The 23,071-nt window shown below is 64.7% G+C and carries 19 protein-coding genes; 11 read left to right on the top strand and 8 right to left on the bottom strand.

Annotated features, from left to right (window positions below):
* Window positions 1-127 precede the first annotated feature (127 nt).
* Both EUB48_RS03695 and polX read left to right on the top strand, forming a co-directional pair.
* A complete protein-coding gene (locus EUB48_RS03695; protein WP_142817670.1) occupies window positions 128-2,116 on the top strand; it encodes an erythromycin esterase family protein in 1,989 nt (662 codons plus the stop codon).
* A 465-nt stretch (window positions 2,117-2,581) separates the two neighbouring features.
* On the top strand, window positions 2,582-4,393 hold the full coding sequence (polX, locus tag EUB48_RS03700; RefSeq protein WP_142817671.1) for a DNA polymerase/3'-5' exonuclease PolX: 1,812 nt from the start codon (window positions 2,582-2,584) through the stop codon (window positions 4,391-4,393).
* A 29-nt stretch (window positions 4,394-4,422) separates the two neighbouring features.
* Here the strand turns inward: polX and ftsH are convergent, their stop codons facing one another.
* Window positions 4,423-6,279 (bottom strand): ATP-dependent zinc metalloprotease FtsH, encoded by a 1,857-nt coding sequence (gene ftsH, locus EUB48_RS03705; RefSeq protein ID WP_142817672.1) that lies wholly within the window; start codon window positions 6,277-6,279, stop codon window positions 4,423-4,425.
* A gap of 7 nt (window positions 6,280-6,286) precedes the next feature.
* On the bottom strand, window positions 6,287-6,616 hold the full coding sequence (locus tag EUB48_RS03710) for a cytochrome c (RefSeq protein WP_142817673.1): 330 nt from the start codon (window positions 6,614-6,616) through the stop codon (window positions 6,287-6,289).
* A gap of 376 nt (window positions 6,617-6,992) precedes the next feature.
* Here EUB48_RS03710 and EUB48_RS03715 point away from each other — a divergent pair, with 376 nt between their 5' ends.
* The gene (locus tag EUB48_RS03715) at window positions 6,993-7,466 is read left to right on the top strand and encodes a universal stress protein (RefSeq protein ID WP_142817674.1); all 474 of its coding nucleotides are present in this window, start codon (window positions 6,993-6,995) and stop codon (window positions 7,464-7,466) included.
* Window positions 7,467-7,539: 73 nt separating this feature from the next.
* On the opposite strand, the gene metK is transcribed toward EUB48_RS03715, so the two are convergent.
* Window positions 7,540-8,724, bottom strand: a complete 1,185-nt coding sequence (gene metK / locus EUB48_RS03720; RefSeq protein ID WP_142817675.1) for a methionine adenosyltransferase — start codon at window positions 8,722-8,724, stop codon at window positions 7,540-7,542.
* Window positions 8,725-8,905: 181 nt separating this feature from the next.
* On the opposite strand from metK, the gene EUB48_RS03725 reads away from it, so the two are divergent.
* Window positions 8,906-9,745, top strand: coding sequence for a lysophospholipid acyltransferase family protein (locus EUB48_RS03725; protein WP_142817676.1), 840 nt, complete (start codon window positions 8,906-8,908; stop codon window positions 9,743-9,745).
* A complete protein-coding gene (locus EUB48_RS03730; protein WP_142817677.1) occupies window positions 9,742-10,614 on the top strand; it encodes an LpxL/LpxP family acyltransferase in 873 nt (290 codons plus the stop codon). The genes EUB48_RS03725 and EUB48_RS03730 overlap by 4 nt, the downstream gene beginning before the upstream one ends.
* A gap of 70 nt (window positions 10,615-10,684) precedes the next feature.
* Here EUB48_RS03730 and EUB48_RS03735 read toward each other — a convergent pair whose 3' ends face one another.
* The gene (locus EUB48_RS03735; RefSeq protein ID WP_142817678.1) at window positions 10,685-11,623 is read right to left on the bottom strand and encodes an alpha/beta fold hydrolase; all 939 of its coding nucleotides are present in this window, start codon (window positions 11,621-11,623) and stop codon (window positions 10,685-10,687) included.
* A gap of 53 nt (window positions 11,624-11,676) precedes the next feature.
* Window positions 11,677-12,447, bottom strand: coding sequence for a ribosome biogenesis GTP-binding protein YihA/YsxC (yihA, locus tag EUB48_RS03740; RefSeq protein WP_142817679.1), 771 nt, complete (start codon window positions 12,445-12,447; stop codon window positions 11,677-11,679).
* Between the two features lie 84 nt (window positions 12,448-12,531).
* Here yihA and EUB48_RS03745 point away from each other — a divergent pair, with 84 nt between their 5' ends.
* From EUB48_RS03745 to EUB48_RS03765, 5 genes are all read left to right on the top strand, one after another.
* Complete coding sequence (locus EUB48_RS03745) at window positions 12,532-13,185, top strand: c-type cytochrome (RefSeq protein WP_142817680.1); 654 nt, start codon at window positions 12,532-12,534, stop codon at window positions 13,183-13,185.
* A 167-nt stretch (window positions 13,186-13,352) separates the two neighbouring features.
* Window positions 13,353-15,479, top strand: coding sequence for a cytochrome c biogenesis protein ResB (locus EUB48_RS03750; RefSeq protein WP_142817681.1), 2,127 nt, complete (start codon window positions 13,353-13,355; stop codon window positions 15,477-15,479).
* A gap of 9 nt (window positions 15,480-15,488) precedes the next feature.
* Window positions 15,489-16,904, top strand: coding sequence for a c-type cytochrome biogenesis protein CcsB (ccsB, locus tag EUB48_RS03755; RefSeq protein ID WP_142817682.1), 1,416 nt, complete (start codon window positions 15,489-15,491; stop codon window positions 16,902-16,904).
* 57 nt (window positions 16,905-16,961) lie between these two features.
* Window positions 16,962-17,960, top strand: coding sequence for a protein-methionine-sulfoxide reductase catalytic subunit MsrP (msrP, locus tag EUB48_RS03760; RefSeq protein WP_142817683.1), 999 nt, complete (start codon window positions 16,962-16,964; stop codon window positions 17,958-17,960).
* Window positions 17,961-17,968: 8 nt separating this feature from the next.
* Entirely contained in the window at window positions 17,969-18,613 is a 645-nt protein-coding gene (locus tag EUB48_RS03765) for a protein-methionine-sulfoxide reductase heme-binding subunit MsrQ (RefSeq protein ID WP_142821075.1), read from the top strand.
* Window positions 18,614-18,648: 35 nt separating this feature from the next.
* Here EUB48_RS03765 and lysA read toward each other — a convergent pair whose 3' ends face one another.
* Together lysA and lptM are read right to left on the bottom strand one after the other, a co-directional pair.
* A complete protein-coding gene (lysA, locus tag EUB48_RS03770) occupies window positions 18,649-19,968 on the bottom strand; it encodes a diaminopimelate decarboxylase (RefSeq protein WP_142817684.1) in 1,320 nt (439 codons plus the stop codon).
* On the bottom strand, window positions 19,965-20,240 hold the full coding sequence (lptM, locus tag EUB48_RS21985) for an LPS translocon maturation chaperone LptM (protein WP_420821429.1): 276 nt from the start codon (window positions 20,238-20,240) through the stop codon (window positions 19,965-19,967). Before lptM ends, lysA begins: the two co-directional genes overlap by 4 nt.
* A gap of 12 nt (window positions 20,241-20,252) precedes the next feature.
* Here lptM and cyaY point away from each other — a divergent pair, with 12 nt between their 5' ends.
* Window positions 20,253-20,582, top strand: coding sequence for an iron donor protein CyaY (gene cyaY / locus EUB48_RS03780; RefSeq protein WP_077563190.1), 330 nt, complete (start codon window positions 20,253-20,255; stop codon window positions 20,580-20,582).
* 2 nt (window positions 20,583-20,584) lie between these two features.
* On the opposite strand, the gene EUB48_RS03785 is transcribed toward cyaY, so the two are convergent.
* Window positions 20,585-22,993: a penicillin-binding protein 1A gene (locus EUB48_RS03785; RefSeq protein ID WP_142817685.1), complete on the bottom strand. Its 2,409-nt coding sequence runs from the start codon at window positions 22,991-22,993 to the stop codon at window positions 20,585-20,587.
* Window positions 22,994-23,071 lie beyond the last annotated feature (78 nt).

Consider the following 23,071-nt stretch of genomic DNA (forward strand, 5'->3'; position numbering starts at 1 on the left):
GGACGTTGTCGATATTTCTGGGCAGCGTGGCAGACGACGGCCGATTCCTTGGCAACTGTTTGAGCCAGCGCAACCCAGCTTTCGAAATCAGAGTTCAAACTGGTTCCGATAAACAAAAGGGGTCATCATGTCGAATATCGACTTTGAGCAACTTCGCGTCGCCATGGTGGAAGATCAGATTGCGGGCCGGGGCGTGCGCGCTAGCGACGTGCTTGAGGCCATGCGCGCGGTGCCTCGCGAGGTGTTCCTGCCGGAGCCGCTGCAGGAGTTTGCCTACGAGGACGCAGCGCTGAGGATTGACGAGGAACGAACCCTCCCTCAACCCTACCTCGTCGCGCTCATGGCCGAAGCGCTGTCGATCCGCGAGCATGCGAGGGTCCTCGAGATCGGCACCGGTTCTGGTTACGCAACGGCGGTCCTCTGCCGCCTTGCCGCAAAGGTCTATAGCATCGAGTCGAACGCCGCATTGGCGGCGAAAGCGGCGGCCGTCCTGCACAGCCTGCGATGTGCCCATGTGCAGATCGTGCACACCGATGCCAACCGGGGGCTGCCGGAGCATGGACCTTTCGATGCGATCTTCGTAAATCCCGGCGGGTCGGAGTTCGTAGGGGCGCTGAAACCGCAACTCGCGATAGGGGGACGCATGGTGGTATCGGCAGGCACCGATCCGGCCGTTCGGGAACTGATTCGCGTGACGCGTACAGGGCCCGACGATTACACGGTCGAGGATATCGCCGATGTCAGGGTGGCGCCGCTGGATGTAGACGCCGAACGGATCCGCTCCCGCCAGGCTGAATGGCCCCGGGCTGGCTCGGCGGACGCGCTCCTGGCACAGACCATCGCCGGGGCTTGCGAACGGTTCGAATCCATCGAATCCGTGGATCTGGCGCCTTTGCTCGATCGCATCGGCGACGCCCGCGTCGTGCTGCTTGGCGAGGCGACCCACGGCACCTCGGAGTTCTATCGGATGCGTGAGCGCATTTCGCGCGAACTTATCGAGCGCAAGGACTTCGACTTCATCGCCATCGAAGGCGACTGGCCCGATGCGGCCCGCATCGACCGCTACGTGCGCCATGCCGGTCACCGCCCTTCGCAATGGTCTGCCTTCGCTCGTTTTCCGGTGTGGATGTGGCGCAACCAGGAGGTTCGCACCTTCATCCATTGGCTCCGGACCCACAATGCCGGGCTCGCCGAGGGCGACAGGGTCGCATTCCATGGCCTCGACCTGTACAGCCTCTACAACTCGATCCATTCGGTCGTCGGCTACCTGGAGGATGTCGATCCGCCCACTGCCGGAATTGCGCGCCGACGCTATGGATGCCTGACGCCCTGGCAGTCGGATCCGGCCAGCTATGGCTACGCGGCGCTGAATGCGCAATATCGCAGCTGCGAACCAGAAGTGGTTTCGATGCTGGGAGACCTGCTGCGCAGGGAGCAGCGCTACGCCGCGCAGGACGGCGAACGCTTTCTCGATGCCGTGCAGAATGCCCGCCTTGTCGCCAATGCGGAGCGCTATTACCGCACGATGTACTATGGCTCGCGCGCCTCCTGGAATCTGCGCGACGGCCACATGTTCGAGACCCTGAAGAGTTTGCTGGATTTTCACGGACCGCAGAGCAAGGCCATTGTCTGGGCGCACAACTCGCACGTCGGCGATGCGAGGGCCACCGAGATGTCGCATCGCGGCGAACACAACATCGGGCAGCTGTGCCGGATGGACTTCGGCCTTGGCGCCTACCTGATCGGGTTTGGCACGCACACCGGCTCCGTCGCCGCGGCATCCGATTGGGACGGACCGATGGAGATCAAGCCGGTACGCGTATCGATGGCCGGGAGCTACGAGCGGCTTTGCCACGAATCGAATGTTGCAAGCTTTATCCTGCCGCTGCCAAACCCGGCGTCTGCGGACTTGGTGGCGGGCCTGTCGCAGCCGCGGCTGGAGCGCGCGATCGGCGTGATCTACCGGCCCGAGACCGAGTTGCAGAGTCACTACTTCCAGGCCGTGCTTACGCGGCAATTCGATGAGTACATCTGGCTGGACCAGACCCGCGCCGTCACACCCCTCGAAACCGAGACAACCGAGGGCCTGCCCGACACCTATCCCTTCGGACTGTGACCGGGGAATCTCCATGCCGATTCGTTACTCTGCTCCTTCGGCTCCACAGAGGTTTGAAAACACGCAGCATTGCCTTGATCTATATCAAGGCATTCCGCATAGGGCCGAACTAGACTGTGCTTACTGGAGAGGAAAAGGTGAAACACTGGATCCTCGAAGGTGAAAGTGAGGGTTCCCCCGTTGCGGGGAGTTCGCGGTATCTGCCCGATGCCGTGGGGTGAAGGCAACCTCAGACCGCTCGTGTGCCATGGCGCCTGGGTGGGGACCTTCACCAGGCCCGCCGTTCCGTAGGGAATGGCGGGCCTTCTCGTTTTGATGGACTTTTCTGCGCAGAAGCCCGCGGTTTCGATGCGCACCGGTATTCCTGTCCACAAGGAGATTCACATGATTACCGCAGACAGTGCCGGCTGGGGTCCTATCCCGGCGTCGCAATGACCACCAGCCCGGCGCCGATCGCCTCAGTACATGCCGATCGTCAATTCCGATGTTGCGGGGGTTTTCGAGGAGATCGCCGATCTGCTCGAGGTGCAAGGTGCCAACAGCTTCCGCGTGCGTGCCTACCGCAATGCGGCGCACATGCTGGGTGAGCTTGGAACGAACATCAAATCCATGATCGACCGCGGCGCGGACCTCGATGCGCTGCCGGGTATCGGCCCTGATCTTGCAGGCAAGATCAGCGAGGTCGTTCGTACCGGGCACTGCGCCCTGCTGGACGAGTTGCGCACCCAGTTGCCGCCGGCCGTTACCGAACTGCTGAAAATCCCGGGGATCGGCGCCAAGCGCGCACGCGCGCTGCACCAGGCGCTCGGTATCGGAACATTGCAGGATCTGCATCGGGCCGCCGAGCAAGGCCGATTGCGCACCGTGCAGGGCATCGGGCCGAAGATACAGCAGTCCATCCTTGAGGCCACGGCCATCCGCCTGAAGGCACCGCGACGCTACAAGCTCTCGCTGGCCACGCAAGTGGGCGAAGCGCTGTGCCTGGAACTCTCCAGGGTGCCGGGCGTGCTGGAGGTCCAGGTCGCGGGCAGCTTGCGCCGGCAACGCGATACGGTGGGCGACCTCGACATGGTGGCGGCCGTCGAACGCGACAGCCCGGTCATGGACCGCTTCGTGTCCGCCGCGGACGGCCGGCACGTGCTCAGCAAGGGACGCACCCGGGCCAGTGTCGTGCTGGCCAGCGGATTGCAGGTCGATCTGCGCGCGGTTCCGCGCGAAAGCTTCGGCGCAGCATGGCTCTACTTCACCGGCTCGAAGGCGCACAACATCGCACTGAGGCAGCGTGCGCGCGAAGCAGGGTTGAAGCTCAACGAGTACGGCGTATTCCGGGGCGAGCGGCGCATCGCGGGCGACACGGAAGCGTCCGTGTACCTCGCCCTTGGCCTTCCCTTCATCGAACCCGAGCTGCGCGAGCAGCTCGGCGAGATCGATGCGGCGCTGTCGCACAGCCTGCCTGCGCTGGTGCAGCGCAGCGACCTGCGCGGCGACCTCCATGCGCATACACGCGAGAGCGATGGCCGCGAGAGCCTCGAAGCCATGGCGGCGGCGGCCCGCGCGCGCGGCCTCGAGTACCTGGCGGTCACCGACCATTCGCCGCGGCTCGCGCTGGCCCATGGCCTCGACGCCGGCCGGCTCGCACAACAGATCGATCGCATCGACGCGCTCAATGCCCGGCTCGATGGCATCGTACTGCTGAAGGGCATCGAGGTGGACATCCTGGAGGACGGAAGGCTGGACCTGCCAGATGCCGTCCTGCGGCGCCTGGATCTGGTCGTCGGCGCCATCCACCATCGCTTCGACCTGTCGCGCGACAAGCAGACCGACCGGCTGCTGCACGCCATGGACCATCCGTGTTTCAGCATCCTGGCGCATCCGACTGCGCGCCTGATCGACGAGCGGCCTGGCTGCGACTTCGATCTCCCTCGCGTGATCCGCAAGGCGCGTGAACGCGGCTGCTTCCTGGAACTCAATGCACATCCCGCCCGGCTCGACCTGAACGACATCGCCTGCCGCATGGCGAAGGACGAAGGTGTGCTCGTGAGCATCGCCTCCGATGCGCACAGCTCGGTCGAGTTCGACAACCTGCGCTTCGGCATCGGTCAGGCGCGACGCGGCTGGCTGGAACCGGGCGACGTCCTCAACACCCGAAGCCTGGGCGCATTGCGAAGTCTTCTGTCGGGGACGATGGACAAGCCGCCGCCCGCTCAGCGGGTCGGCGCGGCCGTCAATGTCAGGACGACGGCCGAAAGCGTCGATCCGGGCACGCCGAGCCGTTGACCAGACTCATTGCGCCAGCATGAGTTCGGCTACGCCTCCAGGCTGCCTCCGGCAGGTGCACTGCGGGACGCATCCGGGCTTGAGACGAGTGCCAGCAATTCGGCCTCATCGAGCGTTTCCCTGTTGATCAGTGCGCGCACGCACCGGTCCAGGATCTCGCGCCGGTCGCGGAGCAATTGGGTCGCTCGTTGGGTCTCCTGTTCGATCAGGCCCTGAACGGCATCGTCGATGCGCTGCGCGGTCTTTTCACCGGCTGCGGCAGAGGTGGTCGTGGATGCCGCATCGGTCGGTGAGTCCAGAAAAGGAGAACGCTGCTCGGCATAGACCACGGGTCCGAGGCCGCTGTCCATTCCGTAGCGCAGCACCATGTCACGTGCCAGGTTCGTCGCCTTGACCAGGTCATCGGCCGCTCCCGTCGTGGGCTCGCCGAACACGAGCAATTCGGCGGCGCGGCCGCCGAGCAATACCGCGAGCCTGTCGAGCAGCTCTCCGCGGCGCAGCAAGTGCCGGTCTTCCGAGGGACGCTGCAGCGTATAGCCCAGCGCGCCGATGCCGTGCGGGACGATCGACACCTTGTGCACCTTGTCGGCGCCCGGCAGGGCCAATGCCGTCAGTGCATGACCGAGTTCGTGCGTGGCCGCCAGTTCGCGCTCTTGTGGGCCAAGGATGCGGTTCTTTCTTTCGATCCCCGCAACGATGCGTTCGATCGCCTGCGTGAAATCTGCCAGCGTCACCGCATCGGCGTTGCGCCGCGTGGCGATCAGCGCGGCCTCATTGACCACATTCGCGAGATCCGCGCCGGCAAATCCGACCGTGATGGCCGCGACCTGGTCGAGATCCACGTCCTCGGCCAGGCGGATCTTGCGGGCATGCACCTGCAGGATCGCGGCACGGCCGATGCGGTCCGGCCGGTCGACGAGAACCTGGCGATCGAAGCGCCCGGCACGCAGCAGCGCCGGATCCAGCGTCTCGGGCCGATTCGTCGCAGCGAGCAGCACGACACCGACGCTTGGATCGAAGCCATCGAGTTCCACCAGCAGTTGGTTGAGCGTCTGCTCGCGCTCGTCCTGTCCCCCGGCCATCGGGAAGGCGGTGCGGGCCCGGCCGAGCGCATCGAGCTCGTCGATGAAGATGATGGCGGGCGCGTTCGCGCGGGCCTGCTCGAACAGGTCGCGCACCCGCGCCGCCCCCACGCCGACGAACATCTCGATGAACTCCGAGCCGCTGATCGAAAAGAAGGCAACGCCCGCTTCGCCCGCCACGGCGCGCGCCAACAGCGTCTTGCCGGTGCCGGTGGGCCCCATCAGGAGCACCCCTTTTGGGATGCGCGCGCCCAACCGTCCGTGCTCCTTCGGATTCTTGAGGAAGTCGACGATCTCCTGCAGTTCGGACTTTGCCTCGTCGACGCCGGCAACGTCCGCGAAACGCACGCCCGTGCTCTTCTCCATGTAGATCTTTGCCTTGCTCTTGCCGATGCCCAGCAGCCCGCCGCCAATGCCACCACCGGCACGCCGAAGCACAAGGCTCCAGAGGCCAAAGAGCAGCAGGGCGGGAAGAATCCAGGAAAGCAGGCCCTGCAGCCAGTTCGAGCCTCGCACCCGCTGGTAGGGAACTCCGAAGCCTGCGAGATGCTCCGCCATTTGCGGCTCCATCACGATCGCCGCCACGGTTTGCTTGCCGCCGCTCTCGGGGATCTTGAGGCGCCCGGTGATGATCGAATCACCGACCGTGACCTCCGCGATCTTCCCTTCCCGCAACTGCTCCTCGAAAGCGCTGTAGGGAACCATCTCGATGCTGCGACTCTGTTCCCAGTAGTCCCACGCAATCACGATCAGCGCGATCGCGAGAAGCACGGTTCCCAGGTTGAGCTGTACCCGGTTCTTCATACCGCGATCAGGGGCGCTCGCTTCCCGCCGGCGTCAGGACCACGGGCGCAGCGGAGGGCGGGTTGAATCCATAGAAGCGATCGTTGAGGTATTGTGTGACAGCGACGATGTCTTCCTCGCTCCAGTTCAACGATCCCGTGGCTTGCCAACGCACTACTTGCGCCTGCAGGCTGTTCCAGTCCTCGGCCAGTCTCCGGTCTCGCCAATGCACCTGCGTCGTATGACAGGCAATGCAGTGCGTCGCGTACAGGAGTTCTCCGCGCGACTGAGCATGGGCTGGCACGCCGAACAGCGCCGCGACGGCCAGAACGTATGCTGAAAAGGGTTGCATGATCATGGAGCCGCTCCTCATCCACGTCGCCGCATCCGGGAAACTGCCAGCGACGACGATGAGCCAGCATCGCGCAACCACCTGGCCCACACCTTGATGCAGCGCAATGACAGACGATGTCTCCATCAATCGGGAACGGTCGGCGTTTCGCCTGTGCGCGATCAAACGCCGGCGGCGGTGCCCGATCTGGCGCCGATCGTCGCAGCGGGCCGAATTGTCATTGCCGTGAGCGATAGCCTCGCAACGGGTGCCTGGGCCCCCCGGGGGACAGCAGACCTTGATCTGGCGCAAGCCTCGCCGCTTGCGGTTGGCGAAGAATGGATGAACTCGCCGCAGCGGCCGGCGGTGAGCCCATCCGTGACGCGGCTCGCAAGGAAGAAGCATGTATCAACACATCCTCGTTCCCATCGACGGCAGCAAGACCGCCGAACAGGGTCTTCGCGAAGCCATTCGCCTGGCTGTGGATCAGAAAGCCCGGCTGCGTCTGCTGTACGTCCTCGATGACTTTTCGATGCTTGTGGAATTGTCCAGCGTCACGAGCTTCGACGCATCACTGCAGAAACTGCGTGACTATGGACAGCAACTTCTCTCCGGCGCCCAGAAGCTGGCCAGCGAGTCGGGCGTACAAGCCAGTCCAGTATTGCGCGAGATCATCGAAGGCCGGATCGCCAACACCGTGGTGGACGAGGCCAGGACTTCCGCCTGCGACCTGATCGTCATGGGCACACACGGCCGGCGCGGCTTCAGCCGCATGGCGCTTGGCAGCGATGCGGACCTCGTCGTGCGAATGAGTCCCGTGCCTGTCCTGCTGGTCAGGCAGAACTCGCGTGACGGCAGAGCTGAGGCCTCAGAGTAGCTTTCGCCACGCAAAATTGCGCGGCGAGTGCGCGAATGCGCGATCGTAGTCGCTGGTCTGGGCCTCGGGGTGGCTAACGGATGCCCGCTGCGGCGCGCAGCGCATTGGCCTTGTCAGTGCGTTCCCAGCTGAACTCGGGCTCCTCGCGCCCAAAGTGGCCATAGGCGGCGGTCTTTTCGTAGATCGGGCGCAGCAGATCGAGCATCTGGATGATGCCCTTGGGGCGCAGATCGAAGTGCTCGTTGATCAGCGCGGCGATCTTCTCGTCGGAGATGACCCCGGTGCCTTCGGTGTAGACCGTGACGTTCATGGGTTTGGCCACGCCGATCGCGTAGGCCACCTGGATCTGGCATTGCCGCGCCAGGCCGGCGGCCACGATGTTCTTGGCCACGTAACGGGCCGCGTAAGCGGCCGAGCGGTCGACCTTCGTCGGGTCCTTGCCGGAGAACGCACCGCCGCCGTGCGGGCAGGCGCCGCCATAGGTGTCGACAATGATCTTGCGCCCGGTCAGGCCGCAGTCGCCCTGCGGGCCGCCGATGACGAAGCGGCCGGTCGGGTTCACCAGGTAGCGGGTTTCCTTCAACCACTCCCTGGGCAGCACCGGCTTGATGATTTCCTCGATGATGGCTTCGGTGAACGAGGCCTTCATCTTCGTCGGGGTCTCGCTCTGGTCGGGGCTGTGCTGGGTCGACAGCACCACGGTGTCGATTGAGTGCGGCTTGCCGTCCACGTAGCGCATCGTCACCTGGCTCTTCGCGTCGGGCCGCAAAAAGGGCAGGCGGCCGTCCTTGCGCAACTGCGCCTGGCGCTCGACCAGGCGGTGCGCGTAATAGATCGGCGCGGGCATCAGCTCGGGGGTTTCGTTGCAGGCGTAGCCGAACATCAGGCCCTGGTCGCCGGCGCCGGTGTTCAGGTGATCGTCGCTGGCGCGGTTCACGCCCTGGGCGATGTCGTTGCTCTGCTTGTCGTAGGCGACCAGCACGGCGCAGCCCTTGTAGTCGATGCCGTACTCGGTGTTGTCGTAGCCGATGCGTTTGATGGTGTCGCGCGCGACCTGGATGTAGTCGACGTGCGCATTGGTGGTGATCTCGCCCGCCAGCACCACCAGGCCGGTGTTGGTCAGCGTCTCGGCGGCTACGCGCGACAGCGGGTCCTGTTTGAAGACCGCATCGAGGATCGCATCCGAGATCTGGTCGGCCACCTTGTCGGGGTGACCTTCGGAGACGGATTCGGAGGTGAAAAGGAAGTCGTTCGCCATTGTGTTTAAGCTCCTGTGTTGCGAGTGGCCATACGTTGTTGCGTTGCCTCTGGCTTCGGAGCCCCCTGGCGAACGCTTTAGCAGACTTATTTAACGGGCCCGCAGCTTCTCTATACTGGCTGGCCCTGGTCGCCCTGCAAGTTGTTCAGTAACTCAGCGACCCCTGCATTGTAGTCAACCCATGCTTTTCCTGTTCCGCGTCCTGTCCATATTGCCGCTATGGCTACTGCATCTCCTGGGTTGGTGGATGGGCTGGCTCACCTTCCTGGCCTCACCCACCTATCGCCGCCGCTTCCTGGCCAATCTGGCACAGGCCGGCTATCGTTTGCGCGAAGTCCACCAGGCGGTGGGCCACGCCGGCCGCATGGTGTCGGAGTTGCCGCGCCTGTGGCTGGGCGGCCCGGTGCGCCTGGAATGGGACAACGAGGCCTGTATCGAGGCGGCCTATCAGGCAGGGCAAGGGATCGTATTCCTGACGCCGCATATCGGCTGCTTCGAGGTCACCGCGCAGGCCGTAGCCGCGCGCTATGGCGCGCAATACGGCCTGTTGACCGTGATGTTCCGCCCGGCGCGCCAGCCCTGGCTGGCCGAGGTGGTGGCGTCCTCGCGCCATCGGCCGGGCCTGGACACCGCGCCCACCACGCTGGCGGGCGTGCGCAAGATGCTCAAGGCCATGCGCCGCGGCCAGGCCGTGGGCCTGCTGCCCGACCAGGTGCCGCCCGAGGGCCAGGGCCTGTGGGCGCCATTTTTTGGCCGCGAGGCGTACACCATGACGCTGGCCGCACGGCTGGCGCAGCAGGGCGGCGCCACCGTGCTGCTGGCCTGGGGCGAGCGGCTGGCTTGGGGCCGGGGTTATCGTCTGCACTTTCGCGGCCTGGCCCGGCCGCTGGCGCCGGACCTGGCGCAGGCCGTGCTGCAGATCAACGGGGAGATGGAGCAGCTGGTGCGCGAGTGCCCCCAGCAGTACCTGTGGGGTTATGCGCGCTACAAGCAGCCGCGCAAGGAAACTGTGGACGTATGAAGATTGCAAGTCATGGCGGAATATGGTTCATGCGCGGGCTCAGCCGGCTGCCGCTGGCGTGGATCCGCGCCCTGGGCTGGGGCATGGGCTGCGTGCTGTATGTGCTCGCGGTGCCGCGCCGGCGCGTTGCCAGCACCAACCTGATGCTCTGTTTTCCGGAGCATACTGTGCAGCAACGGCGGGCGCTGGTGCTGCAAAACTTCATTTATTTTGCGCAGACCTGGCTGGATCGCAGCTGGCTCTGGCACGCGAGCCCGCAGGTCACGCTCAGGCGGCTCAAGCTCACGGGGGAGGTGGCGCAGCTCGACGGCGACGAGCCGACCCTGATCTTTGCTCCGCATTTTCTGGGCATGGACGCCGGTGCCACGGCCCTGTCGCAGCAGGTGCCGCGCAATTTCAACACCATCGTCACGCCGCAGCGCAACGAGATCGTCGACGCCTGGATCTCGCAAGGGCGCCGGCGCTTTGGCAACGCCCGGCTGTTCACCCGGTTCGACGGGACCAAGACCATCGTGGCCAGCCTGCGCGCGGGCGAGCCGCTGTATCTGCTGCCCGACATGAATTTCGGGCCGCAGGAGTCGATCTTCGTGCCGTTCTATGGCGTGTCGGCTGCCACCGTGCCGTCGCTGTCGCGCTTCGCCCGGCTCGGGCGCGCCAAGGTGGTGCCGGTCATCACGCGCATCACGGCGCAGGGTTACGAGACGCGGGTGCTGCCGGCCTGGCTGGATTTTCCGAGCGACGACGTGGTGGCCGACACGGCCCTGATGAACCGGCGCCTGCAGGACTACATCGACACCATGCCCGAGCAGTACTACTGGGTGCACAAGCGCTTCAAGACGCGCCCGCCGGGTGAGCCGTCAGTGTATTGACGGGTCGCGCCGGCTTTCTCAATTCTTGAGCATTTAAGGCCTGTAGCCTTTACCCTGTCTACGCATTTAGCTATCTATATCGTAGCAAAAAGTCTTGCAGGTACTTGGCGACCCGATGCGGCTGCTCATGCACGATCCAGTGCGTGGCCCCTGGCACGGTGTGCAGCGTCAGGTCTGCGACGTAGTCGCCGAGCCCGTCAATCAACTCGGGCGGCAGGGCGATGTCGTCCAGCGCCCACACCACCAGGGTCGGCAGTGCGACCGTCAGCATCTCGCGCGGCAAGGTCACGCTGGCTGCGGCCGGGTCCTCGGGCCGGGGCGGGCGCAGCGGGGAGGCGCGGTAGTAGTTGCAGCCGCCCGTCAAGCCGCTGCCGCCATCGGCGCGCGGGCCCCAGACGGCGCGGTACTGGTTTTTCACCGATTCGGTGAGCCACGACGGCGTGCCGCCGCCACCATGGCCGCTGGTCAGGAAGGGCCACAGGCGCTCGAAGTCGTTCTCTGCCAGCCGCTGCTCCGCGTCGGGGCGGATCAGGAAGTTCATATAGGCGCTGGCGGCCTGCTGTTTCGGATTGGTCTGCAGCTCGCGCAAAAAGGTGCCGGGATGCGGCGAATTCACGATGGCCAGCTTTTTTGTCAGTTCGGGCCGCTGATTCGCCAGGTTCCAGGCCACCGCACCGCCCCAGTCGTGCGCCACCAGGCAGGCCAGCGCGCCGCCTGCGGTGGCCGTTTCCAGCGCGATCAGCGCCGCGATGTCCTGCACCAGGTGCTTGGGGCGATAGGCGCTGACCTCCACGGGCGCGCTGGATTGCTCGAAGCCGCGCAGGTTCGGCGCCACGCAGCGGTAGCCGCCGTTCTCGGGCCGGGCGAAGTGCAGCAACATTTCGTCCCAGACAAAGGCGGCTTCGGGGAAGCCGTGCAGGAGCATCAGCACGGGACGGCCGCGCTGGCCGGTGGCCCGGCAGCTCAGGGTGATGCCGTGCGGCAGGGGTTGCAGAAACGTGTCGATCATGGGTGCTCGCCTTGCTATAAGTCCAGTAGCTGCCAGCGCCCGTGGATCAAGGGTTAGGCGTCGGTTTCTCCCTCAAGTGCAGGGTTTTCGGGCGGCGCGGGAGTCGCGGGTGCGGTGCCAGCCGGGTGCGCCCACTGCCACAGCAATTGGCTCGCCTCGTCCACGCCCTGCTTCTTGAGTGCGGAGAACAGTTTGACCTCGCCGCCGCCGGCCTGCAGTCGCACAATGGACAGTACCCTGGCACCTTCGGCGCGCGTCAGCTTGTCTGCCTTGGTCAGCAGCACCAGGAATTTCAGGCCGGCTTCGACGCGCGGGCGGATCACGTCGAGCAGGATTTCGTCGAGTTCGGTCAACCCGTGGCGCGGGTCGCACAAGAGCACGATGCCGACCAGATTCTCCCGCGTCACCAGGTAGTTGGCCATCACCTGCTGCCAGCGGATCTTGTCCTGCTTGGGCACGGCCGCGTAGCCGTAACCCGGCAGATCGGCCAGCACGGCGTCGGTCACGCCCTGCTTGCCGAGCGAAAACAGGTTGATGTGCTGGGTGCGGCCCGGTTTTTTCGAGGCATAGGCCAGCTGCTTTTGCTGTGTCAGGGTGTTGATGCAGGTGGATTTGCCGGCATTGGAGCGCCCGACAAAGGCAATTTCTGGCACGTCCAGCGCCGGCAGGTGGTGCAGCTGCGGCGCGGTGGTCAGGAATTTGGCGGTGTGCAGCCAGCCCGACGCAATGACGGCGGGCGTTTTGCTGTCCGCCGGTAGCAGGGGAGGCGGGCCGGGGCGGCCCGCGGCGGCCTTGGGGGCGTGCGGTGTGGAGGTAGTAGTCATCGATCTTGAGGGGCCGCCCGGAAGGACAGACGCACCCTCATTGTAGAATCAGCCAGTTTTGCGCAAATAAACAGACCTCCCAATATGAAGTTGCTCGCCTCCCTGTTGATGACTGCCGTGCTGGCAGCACCCGCTCTTTCCAGCTTCGCTGCGGACGACGCGCCTGCCGCTCCCGCGGCGGCCACCGCAGCGGTCGCCAAGCCCGATCTGGTCAAGGGCGCGGCCAGTTTTGGGGCGGTGTGCGCGGCCTGCCACGGTGCCGACGGCAATTCGAGCATTGCCGCCAACCCCAAGCTGGCGCAGCAGCATCCCGAATATCTGGTCAAACAGTTGCAGGACTTTAAATCCGGCAAGCGCGCCAGCGCCATCATGTCGGGCATGGCGTCCACCTTGTCCAATGACGACATGAAAAACATCGCCTACTGGCTCACCTCGAACAAGGCCAAGCCGGGTTTTGCCAAGGACAAGGATCTGGTGGCGATCGGCGAGCACCTTTACCGCGGCGGCAATTCCGACCGCCATATCCCGGCGTGTGCCGGCTGCCACAGCCCCAACGGCGCCGGCATTCCCTCCCAGTACCCGCGCCTGAGCGGCCAGCAAGCCGACTACACCGCGGCGCAGCTCACGGCGTTTCGCGATGGCGTGCGCAAGAACAGCCTGCCCATGTCCGAGGTCGCCGCCAAGCTCAATGACCGCGAAATCAAGGCGCTGGCCGACTATATTGCCGGCCTGCGTTGATTTTTTGATGATGGGAGCGGGCGAATTGTTCTTGGGTTGAACGATTCGCTGACGTCCTGCCGGAACCTATGGCGATATGTCGCCATCCAATAACAAACCCTGACGAGGGCGGGCCTATCTACGGATAGCCTCGCCCTTGCTGCTTGAGTCACCGACAATCCACTTCTATGTCAGTTTCCACCCACGGACTTCGTGTCAAGACCCGCTCGCCCGTGCTGCGCGCTGCGGTCGAGTTGCTGTCGTCGATGCGCTTTTCGATCTCGCTGCTGACGATCATCTGCATCGCGTCCGTCATCGGCACCGTGCTCAAGCAGCACGAACCCATCGGCAACTACGTCAATCAATTCGGCCCGTTCTGGGCCGAAGTCTTTGCTGCGGTCAATCTTTACTCGGTCTACAGCGCCTGGTGGTTCCTGCTGATCCTGGCCTTTCTGGTGATCAGCACCTCGCTGTGCATTGCCCGCAACACCCCGAAGATCCTGGCCGACCTCAAGGTCTACAAGGAAGATATCCGCGAGCAGAGCCTGCAGGCGTTCGGCCACCGGGCCGAAGCGGCGCTGGACGAGGGGCCCGAAGCGGCGGCCCAACGCGTCGGCAAAACGCTGGCGGGCGGCGGCTGGAAGGTCAAGCTGCAACAGCGCAGCAATGGCTGGATGGTGGCGGCCAAGGCCGGCTCCATCAACAAGCTGGGCTACATCGCGGCCCACAGCGCCATCGTGCTGGTGTGCGTGGGCGGGTTGCTCGATGGCGACCTGGTCGTGCGGGCCCAGATGTGGATGGCCGGCAAGTCGCTGTACACCGGCGGCGGGCTGATTGCCGACGTGAAGCCGCAGCACCGGCTGCCCTCCGACAATCTGGCGTTTCGCGGCAATTTGCTGGTGGCCGAGGGCCAGCAGGCTAGCACCGCGGTCATCAACCAGGCCGATGGCATCGTGCTGCAGGACCTGCCGTTTGCGATCGAGCTGAAGAAATTCATCGTCGAGTACTACTCGACCGGCATGCCCAAGCTGTTTGCCAGCGATGTCGTGATTCGCGACAAGGCCACGGGCCAGACCACGCCTGCCCGCATCGAGGTGAATCACCCGTTCAAGTACGACGGGGTCGAGATCTACCAGTCCAGCTTTGACGATGGCGGCTCCAGCGTCAAGCTGCAGGCGCTGCCCATGAATGCGGCCACCAAGCCGTTCCAGATCGAGGGCGTGATCGGCGGCTCGTCCCAGCTCACGAAAGGCCAGGGCCAGGGCAACGACAAGCTCACGCTGGAGTACACCGGCCTGCGCGTGATCAACGTGGAGAATTTTGGCGACGGGGCGGATGGCGGCACCGGCACCGACGTGCGCAAGGTGAATTTGCGCACCTCCCTCGATTCGAGCCTGGGGGCGGCCAACAAGTCGGCCACCAACAAGGCGCTGCGCAACGTCGGCCCCAGCGTGACCTACCGGCTGCGCGATGCGTCCGGCCAGGCCCGGGAATTCCAGAACTACATGCTGCCGGTCGACATGGGCGACGGTGTGCCGGTCTTCCTGCTGGGCGTGCGCGACACGCCCGATGAACCCTACCGCTACCTGCGCGTGCCGGCCGATGACCACAGCAGCATGGACGGGTTCATGCAGTTGCGCGCCGCGCTGGCCGACCCGGTGCTGCGCGAGGAGGCCGTGCAGCGCTATGCGGCCCAGGCCGTGGACCCGTCCAAGCCGGAGCTGGCGCGCCAGCTGGCGGCGTCGGCCTCGCGCGCGCTCACCCTGTTCGCAGGCGCGGTCAACGTCAATGGCGGCCCGGACGGCCACCGCGGCGGCCTGCAGGCGGTGTCCGACTTCATCGAGACCAATGTGCCCCAGGCGGAGCGCGCCCGCGCCGGCGAAGTGCTGATCCGCATTCTGAATGGCACCTTGTTCGAGCTGGAACAGATCACGCGCGAGCGCGCCGGCTTGCCGGCGCTGGTGCCTGGCGAGAAGACGCAGAGTTTCATGACGCAGGCGGTGCTTTCGCTGAGCGATGCGCAGCTGTATCCTGCGCCCATGGCGTTTGCGCTGAAGGATTTCAAGCAGGTGCAGGCCAGCGTGTTCCAGGTGGCCCGCGCGCCCGGCAAGAATATTGTGTATCTGGGCTGCGCCCTGCTGATTTTTGGCGTGTTCTCGATGCTCTACGTGCGTGAACGCCGGCTCTGGGTCTGGATCACGCCGCAGGGCGACAAGGCGCACGCGACCATGGCGCTGTCGACCAATCGCAAGACCATGGACGGCGATCGCGAGTTCGATCATTTGAAGCACAAACTGATTGGTGCAAAGGACTAAGGACATAGCATGAATACGGCTACCAGCAGCATCACCCTGACCTTGCATGAAGGTTTCTTTGCCCGGCGCAACTGGCTCGACTGGCTGTTTGCCGCACTGGTCGTGGCGGGCGGCCTGTTTGCCCTGTCGCGCTACGGCGCCTACATGGATGTGTACGAGAAAGGCATCCTGTTCGCTGCCATGCCGGCGGCCATCTGGCTGGGCTGGTTCTGGCGCCCGGTGCGCGTGCTGATGATGGTGGTGGTGGCGCTCTCGCTGCTGGCGATTGCGTCGTATCAGGTGGACGGGCAGGCGCATCTGGCGCAGGCCGAAAACGTGTTCTGGCTCAAGTATTTCCTGTCCAGCCAGTCGGCCATCCTGTGGATGAGCCTGCTGTTCTTCATGAGCACCACGTTCTACTGGCTCGGTATGTTCGGCGGCGGGCAAGGCGGTGAAGCGGGTGCCACGCACGGGGGCGCGATCAACGCGCAGAAGGGTGAGGCCGCGCTAAAAGTGCAAGGCGGCACGATGGAGTTGATCGGCTCGCGCATTGCCTGGGTGGCCATCACCATGGCGCTGACCGGCACCATGGTGCGCTGGTACGAGAGCTATCTGGTCGGCGCGGACGTCGGCCACATTCCGGTCAGCAACCTGTACGAAGTGTTCGTGCTGTTCTCCTGGCTCACGACGGCGTTCTACCTGTACTTCGAAGCGCAGTACAAGACGCGCGCGATGGGCGCCTTCGTGATGCTGGTGGTCAGCGCGGCCGTGGGCTTTCTGCTGTGGTATTCGGTGGTGCGCGGCGCGAGCGAAATTCAACCGCTGGTGCCCGCGCTCAAGAGCTGGTGGATGAAGTTGCATGTGCCGGCCAACTTCATCGGCTATGGCTCGTTCTCCCTGTCGGCCATGGTGGCGTTCGCCTACCTGATCAAGAAGCAGGCCACCGAGACCCGCTGGTACAAGCTGACGCCGATCTGGTTGCTGGGCATCGCGCTGTGCTTCGTGCCGATTGCCTTTCGCGAGCGCGGCGTGGCCCAGGCGGGCGGCAGCTACTGGGTCGGCTACGCGCTGGTCGCCGCGCTGATCGCCGCCGGCATCCTGCTGGGCCGCAAGCGGATTGCACAGCGCCTGCCCCGCGTCGAGGTGCTGGACGACGTGATGTACAAGTCGATTGCCGTCGGCTTTGCCTTTTTCACGGTTGCCACTGTGCTCGGCGCCTTGTGGGCGGCTGAAGCCTGGGGCGGCTACTGGAGCTGGGATCCGAAGGAAACCTGGGCGTTGATTGTCTGGCTCAACTACGCCGCGTGGCTGCACATGCGCCTGGTGAAGGGACTGCGTGGCACCGTGGCGGCCTGGTGGGCGCTGTCGGGGCTGGCGGTCACATCGTTTGCCTTCCTGGGCGTCAACATGTTCCTGAGCGGGCTGCACAGCTACGGCACGCTGTAGGGAACTTTGTAAGAATGGCGGCTGTCCCACGACCCATGGGAACACAAGGATACTGCCATGTTGATCAAGTCTCACAAAGACGGCTTTAGCCACCCGGCACCCGGCGAGATCACGCCGCAGCGCGTCTATGAGGGGCGCCGTGATCTGATGAAGCTCATGGCCACCGGCGTGGCAGGGGCGGCCATGGCATCCATGGCCGTGCGCGATGCGCGGGCTGAGGCGGCGGCGCGCCCCGGCAAACTGGCGGCGCTGGCCGGCATCCCGTCGAACGTGCCGGGCGCCGTGACCCTGGAAAAGCTCACCAGCTACAAAGACATCACCAGCTACAACAATTTCTACGAGTTCGGCACCGACAAGGGCGACCCGGCCGCAAATGCCCACACCCTGAAAACCACACCGTGGACGGTGGAGGTGGAAGGGCTGGTCAAGAAGCCCGCCAAATACACGCTCGAAGACCTGCTCAAACTGAGTCCCCAGGAAGACCGCATTTACCGTCTGCGCTGCGTCGAAGGCTGGTCGATGGTGATTCCCTGGGTCGGCTACTCGCTGAGCGAACTCATCAAGAAGGTCGAGCCGCTGGGCAGCGCCAAGTACGTGGAATTTGTGACGCTGGCCGATCCCAAGACGATGCCTTTCGTCGGCTCGCGCGTGCTCGACTGGCCGTATGTGGAGGGCCTGCGCATGGACGAGGCCCTGCATCCGCTGGCGCTGCTGACTTTCGGCCTGTACGGCGAAGTGCTGCCCAACCAGGACGGCGCGCCGGTGCGCATGGTCGTGCCGTGGAAATACGGCTTCAAGAGCGCCAAGAGCCTGGTCAAGATCCGCTTTACCGACAAGCAGCCGGCCACCGCCTGGAACAAGGCCGCGGCCAATGAATACGGGTTTTATTCCAACGTCAACCCCAACGTTGATCACCCGCGCTGGAGCCAGGCCACCGAGCGCCGCATCGGCGAGGATGGCCTGTTCGCCAAGCGGCGCAAGACGCTGATGTTCAACGGCTACGAGGCCCAGGTCGGGCAGTTGTATGCCGGCATGGACCTGAAGAAATACATCTGATGGCGGTGCTGCCCAGACTGTTGCTGCATCCTGCGGCCAAGCCATTGCTGTTTGTGCTGGCACTGCTGCCGTTCGCATGGCTTGTGGTCGGCGCGTTCACCGACGGTCTGGGAGCGAATCCGGCGGAGTACCTGCTCCATGCCACGGGCGATTGGACGCTGCGTTTCCTGTGCCTGACACTGGCCATCACGCCGCTGCGCGTGATGGCCCATCTGCCTGCGCTGGCGCGCTTTCGCCGCATGCTGGGACTGTTCGTCTATTTTTACGTGGTGCTGCATTTGTTGAGCTACAGCTGGTTCGACAAGGGCTTCGATGTCGCCGACATCACGAAGGACATCGCCAAGCGTCCGTTCATCCTGGTCGGCTTCTCGGCCTTTGTGCTGCTCACGCCGCTGGCCGCCACCTCGTTCAACCGTGCCATCCGGGCGCTGGGTGCGAGGCGCTGGCAGGCCCTGCACCGGCTGGTGTACCTGATTGCGGGGCTGGGCATCCTGCATTTCTTCTGGATGCGCGCGGGCAAGCATAACTTTGCCGAGGTCGCGGTGTATGGCGCCATCGTGAGCGCGCTGCTGGGCTGGCGCCTGCTCCAGTTCTTAAGGAAAAAACGCCCCTTGCCCATGCTGGTTATGCGCAGGCAGCTATCAAAACAATAGTAATTGCCTAGGGGTCCAGCACCAGGCGATTGACGCTAGCGCAGCAAATTTTCACCGCGCATCTGGTCCGCGGCACTCTCGCGCCGGCGGATGAGCGAGGCCTGGTCGCCATCGACCAGTACCTCCGCGGCGCGCCCGCGCGTGTTGTAGTTGCTCGCCATGCTCATGCAATAGGCGCCGGCCGACAGCACTGCCAGCAGGTCGCCCGGCTGTAGCGCCAGCGCCCGGTCACGGCCAATCCAGTCGCCGCTTTCGCACACCGGGCCCACCACGTCCCAGGTGGTCGGCGCAGGCGCGCCAGCGTCGCGCTGCGGCGTGTCCGGGTCGCGGAGCGACAGGGGCACGATTTGTTGAAAGGCCTGGTACATGGCGGGACGCGGCAGGTCGTTCATGGCGGCATCGATGATGCAGAAGTTCTTTTCTTCCCCGGGCTTGAGGTACAGCACCTCCGAGAGACACACGCCGGCATTGCCGACCAGCGAGCGGCCGGGCTCGATCATGAGCCGGCGCTGGCCAAAACCGCGCGCGTCGAGCCGGGCCAGCAGCTGCGCCCACAGCGCGTCCGCGGGCGGCGGGGTTTCTCCGTTGTAGTCGATGCCCAGGCCGCCACCAAAGTCAAGGTGCTGAATGGGAATGCCCGCGGCCTCGATCGCCTCGACCAGATCCAGCACCCGGTCCATGGCGTCCAGATAGGGTGTTGCCTCGGTGATCTGCGAGCCGATGTGGCAGTCAATGCCTACCACTTGCAGGCCCGGCAGCGCGGCGGCGCGCTGGTAGGCGCCGAGTGCCCGCTCATGGGCCACGCCAAATTTGTTGCCTTTGAGGCCGGTGGAAATGTAAGGGTGCGTCTTGGGGTCCACGTTCGGGTTCACGCGGATGCTCACGCGCGCAGGCTTGCCCGTTGCCAGTGCCACTTCGTTCAGCACCTCGAGCTCGGCCTCGCTCTCCACATTGAAGCAGCCGATGCCCGCGTCGAGCGCCTGGCGCATCTCGGCGCGCGTTTTGCCCACGCCGGAAAAAATCACCCGTGCGGCGTCGCCGCCCGCGGCCAGCACGCGCTCGAGCTCGCCGCCCGAGACGATGTCGAAGCCGCAACCGGCCTGCGCAAACACCTGCAGCACACCCAGCGACGAGTTGGCCTTCATGGCATAGCAGATTTGCGCGTTGCGGCCCGCAAAGCCGCGCTGATAGGCTGCCAGCGCCGCCAGCATGGCGGCCTTTGAATAGACGAACAGGGGTGTGCCATGCGCGCGCGCGAGATCGGCCAGGCGCACGTTCTCGGCAAACAGCTCGCCGTCACGATAGGCAAAGTGGGGCTGGCCTGGCAGGGACGCCGGAGTTGTGGGTGAAGTCATGGGGTGGTGGCGGGCGAGGAGGCGCTAGAGGCGGGGGCAGAGGCTGCAGAGACAGGCGCGGGGGCTTGGGCGGGTGGACCGGGTCGCAGCGTCTGGATTAGCGTGGCGCGCTGTGCGGCGGCAGGCTCCGTGGGCAAAAACAGGGCGCCTTTTTGGCCGCAGGCGGACAAAGTCAACAATACCGTTAAAGTCAAGGCCGCCAACGGGTTCAGCGCTGCACCGGCGCGCGCAAGATCGCTGGCCCGGGCTAGAATTTTGGTAATGAACAACATCCGCAAATTGTAATGACCGACTCCCAATTCATGGACCTGGCGGAAACGCTGCTCGCGCAGATCGAGTCGGGTTGCGACCGCATCAACGACGAAACCGAGGTTGACATCGACAACCAGCGCGTGGGCGGCATGATCACCATCACCTTTGCCAACCGCAGCCAGATCGTCGTGAATCTGCAAAAGCCGCTGCATGAAATCTGGCTGGCGGCCAGGTCGGGTGGCCACCACTACAAATTTGACGGCCAGCACTGGGTCGACACCAAGGGCAGCGGCGAGTTACTCGCCAACCTGTCGCGCAGCGCCAGCGAGCAGGCCGGCACCGCGCTGCGCTTCGGCGCCTGAACTCAGCTTTTGAACATATCGAGGATTCGCTGCCGCTCGCTGGGCGCAGGCGGTGACGCTGGCGTGGGCGGTGCGCCCCCCGCGTTCTGCGCAGGCTGGTTGGGCAGCCCCACGCTGCTCACGCCGGCTCCCTTGGCGTACTCGTCGTAATACCACTCGCCCGCGACGTTGACGACGCCTTCGGGTACCGGGGTCTCGGCCACCGGAACCCCCTTGAGTGCGCTTTGCATGAAGTTGATCCAGATCGGCAGCGCCACACCGCCGCCGGTTTCGCGGTCGCCGAGGCTGCGCGGCGTGTCGAACCCCATCCAGGCAATGGCCGTCAGTGTCGGCTGGTAGCCCGCAAACCAGCCGTCCAGGGAGTCATTCGTGGTTCCGGTCTTGCCGTAGATGTCGGGTCGCTTGAGGATGCGCTGCGCCGATGCACCCGTGCCGGAACGCGTGACTTCCTGCAGCAGGCTTTGCATCACAAAGGCGTTGCGCGCGGGGATGACGCGGGCGGAGCGGTCGGCGACGGGCGGCACAGCTTCTGCCAGCGCTTTGCCCCGGTGGTCGGTCACCTTCGTCACCAGGTAGGGGTTCACGCGGTAGCCGCTGTTGGCAAACACCGAATAGGCCGTTGCCATCTGCAGCGGTGTGACCGAGCCGGCGCCCAGAGCCATGGTCAGGTAGGCCGGATGTTTGTCGGCATCGAAGCCAAAGCGCGTGATCCAGTCCTGCGCGTACTGCGGGCCCACGGCCTGCAGCACGCGGATGGAGACGGTATTGATGGACTTGGCCAGCGCGCGCCGCAGCGAGATCGGCCCCTCGAACGTGTTCTCGTAGTTCTTCGGCTCCCAGGGCTGGCCCCCGGTCACGCCGGCATCGAAAAACAGCGGCGCGTCGTTGATGATCGTCGCCGGGGTAAAGCCCTTTTCGAGGGCCGACGAATAGATGAAGGGCTTGAAACTGGAGCCGGGCTGGCGCCACGCCTGGGTGACGTGGTTGAACTTGCTCTTGTTGAAGTCAAAGCCGCCCACCAGCGCCTTGACGGCGCCGTTGCGCGGATCCATCGCCACCAGCGCGCCTTCCACTTCGGGCAGCTGGGTAACCTCCCAGGTGCCCTTGGGGGTCTGGATCACGCGGATGACGGCGCCGCGCCTGATCTTGACGTTGGACGGCGCCTTGTCGTAGAGCCCCGCCCGGGCCGGGCGCAGGCCGTCGCCGGTGATCTCGATGGTGTCGCCGTTCTGGCGGATGGCCGTGATTTTCTTCGCGCTCGCCTGCAGCACCACGGCCGCCATCAGGTCATCGTTGTCGGGGTGGTCGACCAGCGCATCATCGATCACGTCCTCGGCCTCCTTCGGGTCGGCCGGCAGGTCGATGAACTCTTCGGGGCCGCGGTAAATCTGGCGCCGCTCGAAGTCCATGATGCCCTTGCGCAGCGCCTGATAGGCCGCGGTCTGGTCGGCCGCATTCAGCGTGGTGTAGACATCCAAGCCACGCGTGTAGGTGGCGTCGCCATACTGCGCAAACATCAGTTGCCGCACCATTTCAGCCACGTATTCGGCATGCACTCGCCCCTCCTCGGGGCCGGATTTGACGTCCAGTTCCTCTTTTTTGGCGGCGTCGGCCTGCGCCTGCGTGATGTAGCCGTTTTCCTGCATGCGCTCGATGATGTAGAGCTGGCGGGAGCGCGCCCGGGTCGGGTTGTTGATCGGGTTATAGGCCGAGGGCGCCTTGGGCAGCCCGGCGAGCATGGCAGCCTCGGCAATGGTGATGTCTTTCAGCGGCTTGCCGAAATACGTTTCGCAGGCGGAGGCAAAACCATAGGCGCGGTTGCCCAGATAGATCTGGTTCATGTAGATCTCGAGGATCTGGTCTTTCGTCAGGCGGTGCTCGAGCTTGAACGTCAGCAGGATCTCATAAATCTTGCGGGTGTAGCTTTTCTCCGCGGACAGGTACACGTTGCGCGCGACCTGCATGGTGATGGTAGAGGCGCCCTGGCTCTTGGCATGCCCGAGGTTGGCCAGTGCAGCCCGAATCACGCCCGGGTAGTCGACGCCGCCGTGCTGGTAGAAGTGCGCGTCCTCGATGGACAGCACCGCCTCCTTCATGATCGCGGGAATGTCCTTGATCGGCGTCAGGTTGCGACGCTCCTCGCCGTATTCGCCGATCAGCACGCCCTCCGAGGTAAATACCCGCAGCGGCAGCTTGGGACGGTAATCCGAGAGCGCGTCGATGTCGGGCAAGTTCGGATAGGCCACGGCCAGCGCCACGGCGATCACCATCAGCAGAGCCACCACGCCGGCAACGGCCAGACCCGCGCCCCACAAGGCCAGGCGCCAGACCCAGCGCAGCCAGGCGGGGTGCCGGTTTTCAATGACTTTCGGAGGTTTGGGGGCTTTGTCGGATTCGGATCGGGCGGGCATAAAAGTCCATGTGATGTCGCGTCCCCATTATAGAAATCGGAGCGTGGGTTTGAGGCTCCTCGCGGCCGTTACTCGTGT

This window comes from Rhodoferax sediminis (assembly GCF_006970865.1).
GTDB lineage: Bacteria > Pseudomonadota > Gammaproteobacteria > Burkholderiales > Burkholderiaceae_C > Rhodoferax_A > Rhodoferax_A sediminis.

Excerpts from the sequence above, each read along its gene's own strand:
- EUB48_RS03695 (WP_142817670.1), top strand. The coding sequence starts at position 128 with ATGTCGAATATCGACTTTGAGCAACTTCGCGTCGCCATGGTGGAAGAT.
- polX (WP_142817671.1), top strand. The coding sequence starts at position 2,582 with ATGCCGATCGTCAATTCCGATGTTGCGGGGGTTTTCGAGGAGATCGCC.
- ftsH (WP_142817672.1), bottom strand. The coding sequence starts at position 6,279 with ATGAAGAACCGGGTACAGCTCAACCTGGGAACCGTGCTTCTCGCGATC.
- EUB48_RS03710 (WP_142817673.1), bottom strand. The coding sequence starts at position 6,616 with ATGATCATGCAACCCTTTTCAGCATACGTTCTGGCCGTCGCGGCGCTG.
- EUB48_RS03715 (WP_142817674.1), top strand. The coding sequence starts at position 6,993 with ATGTATCAACACATCCTCGTTCCCATCGACGGCAGCAAGACCGCCGAA.
- metK (WP_142817675.1), bottom strand. The coding sequence starts at position 8,724 with ATGGCGAACGACTTCCTTTTCACCTCCGAATCCGTCTCCGAAGGTCAC.
- EUB48_RS03725 (WP_142817676.1), top strand. The coding sequence starts at position 8,906 with ATGCTTTTCCTGTTCCGCGTCCTGTCCATATTGCCGCTATGGCTACTG.
- EUB48_RS03730 (WP_142817677.1), top strand. The coding sequence starts at position 9,742 with ATGAAGATTGCAAGTCATGGCGGAATATGGTTCATGCGCGGGCTCAGC.
- EUB48_RS03735 (WP_142817678.1), bottom strand. The coding sequence starts at position 11,623 with ATGATCGACACGTTTCTGCAACCCCTGCCGCACGGCATCACCCTGAGC.
- yihA (WP_142817679.1), bottom strand. The coding sequence starts at position 12,447 with ATGACTACTACCTCCACACCGCACGCCCCCAAGGCCGCCGCGGGCCGC.
- EUB48_RS03745 (WP_142817680.1), top strand. The coding sequence starts at position 12,532 with ATGAAGTTGCTCGCCTCCCTGTTGATGACTGCCGTGCTGGCAGCACCC.
- EUB48_RS03750 (WP_142817681.1), top strand. The coding sequence starts at position 13,353 with ATGTCAGTTTCCACCCACGGACTTCGTGTCAAGACCCGCTCGCCCGTG.
- ccsB (WP_142817682.1), top strand. The coding sequence starts at position 15,489 with ATGAATACGGCTACCAGCAGCATCACCCTGACCTTGCATGAAGGTTTC.
- msrP (WP_142817683.1), top strand. The coding sequence starts at position 16,962 with ATGTTGATCAAGTCTCACAAAGACGGCTTTAGCCACCCGGCACCCGGC.
- lysA (WP_142817684.1), bottom strand. The coding sequence starts at position 19,968 with ATGACTTCACCCACAACTCCGGCGTCCCTGCCAGGCCAGCCCCACTTT.
- lptM (WP_420821429.1), bottom strand. The coding sequence starts at position 20,240 with ATGTTGTTCATTACCAAAATTCTAGCCCGGGCCAGCGATCTTGCGCGC.
- cyaY (WP_077563190.1), top strand. The coding sequence starts at position 20,253 with ATGACCGACTCCCAATTCATGGACCTGGCGGAAACGCTGCTCGCGCAG.
- EUB48_RS03785 (WP_142817685.1), bottom strand. The coding sequence starts at position 22,993 with ATGCCCGCCCGATCCGAATCCGACAAAGCCCCCAAACCTCCGAAAGTC.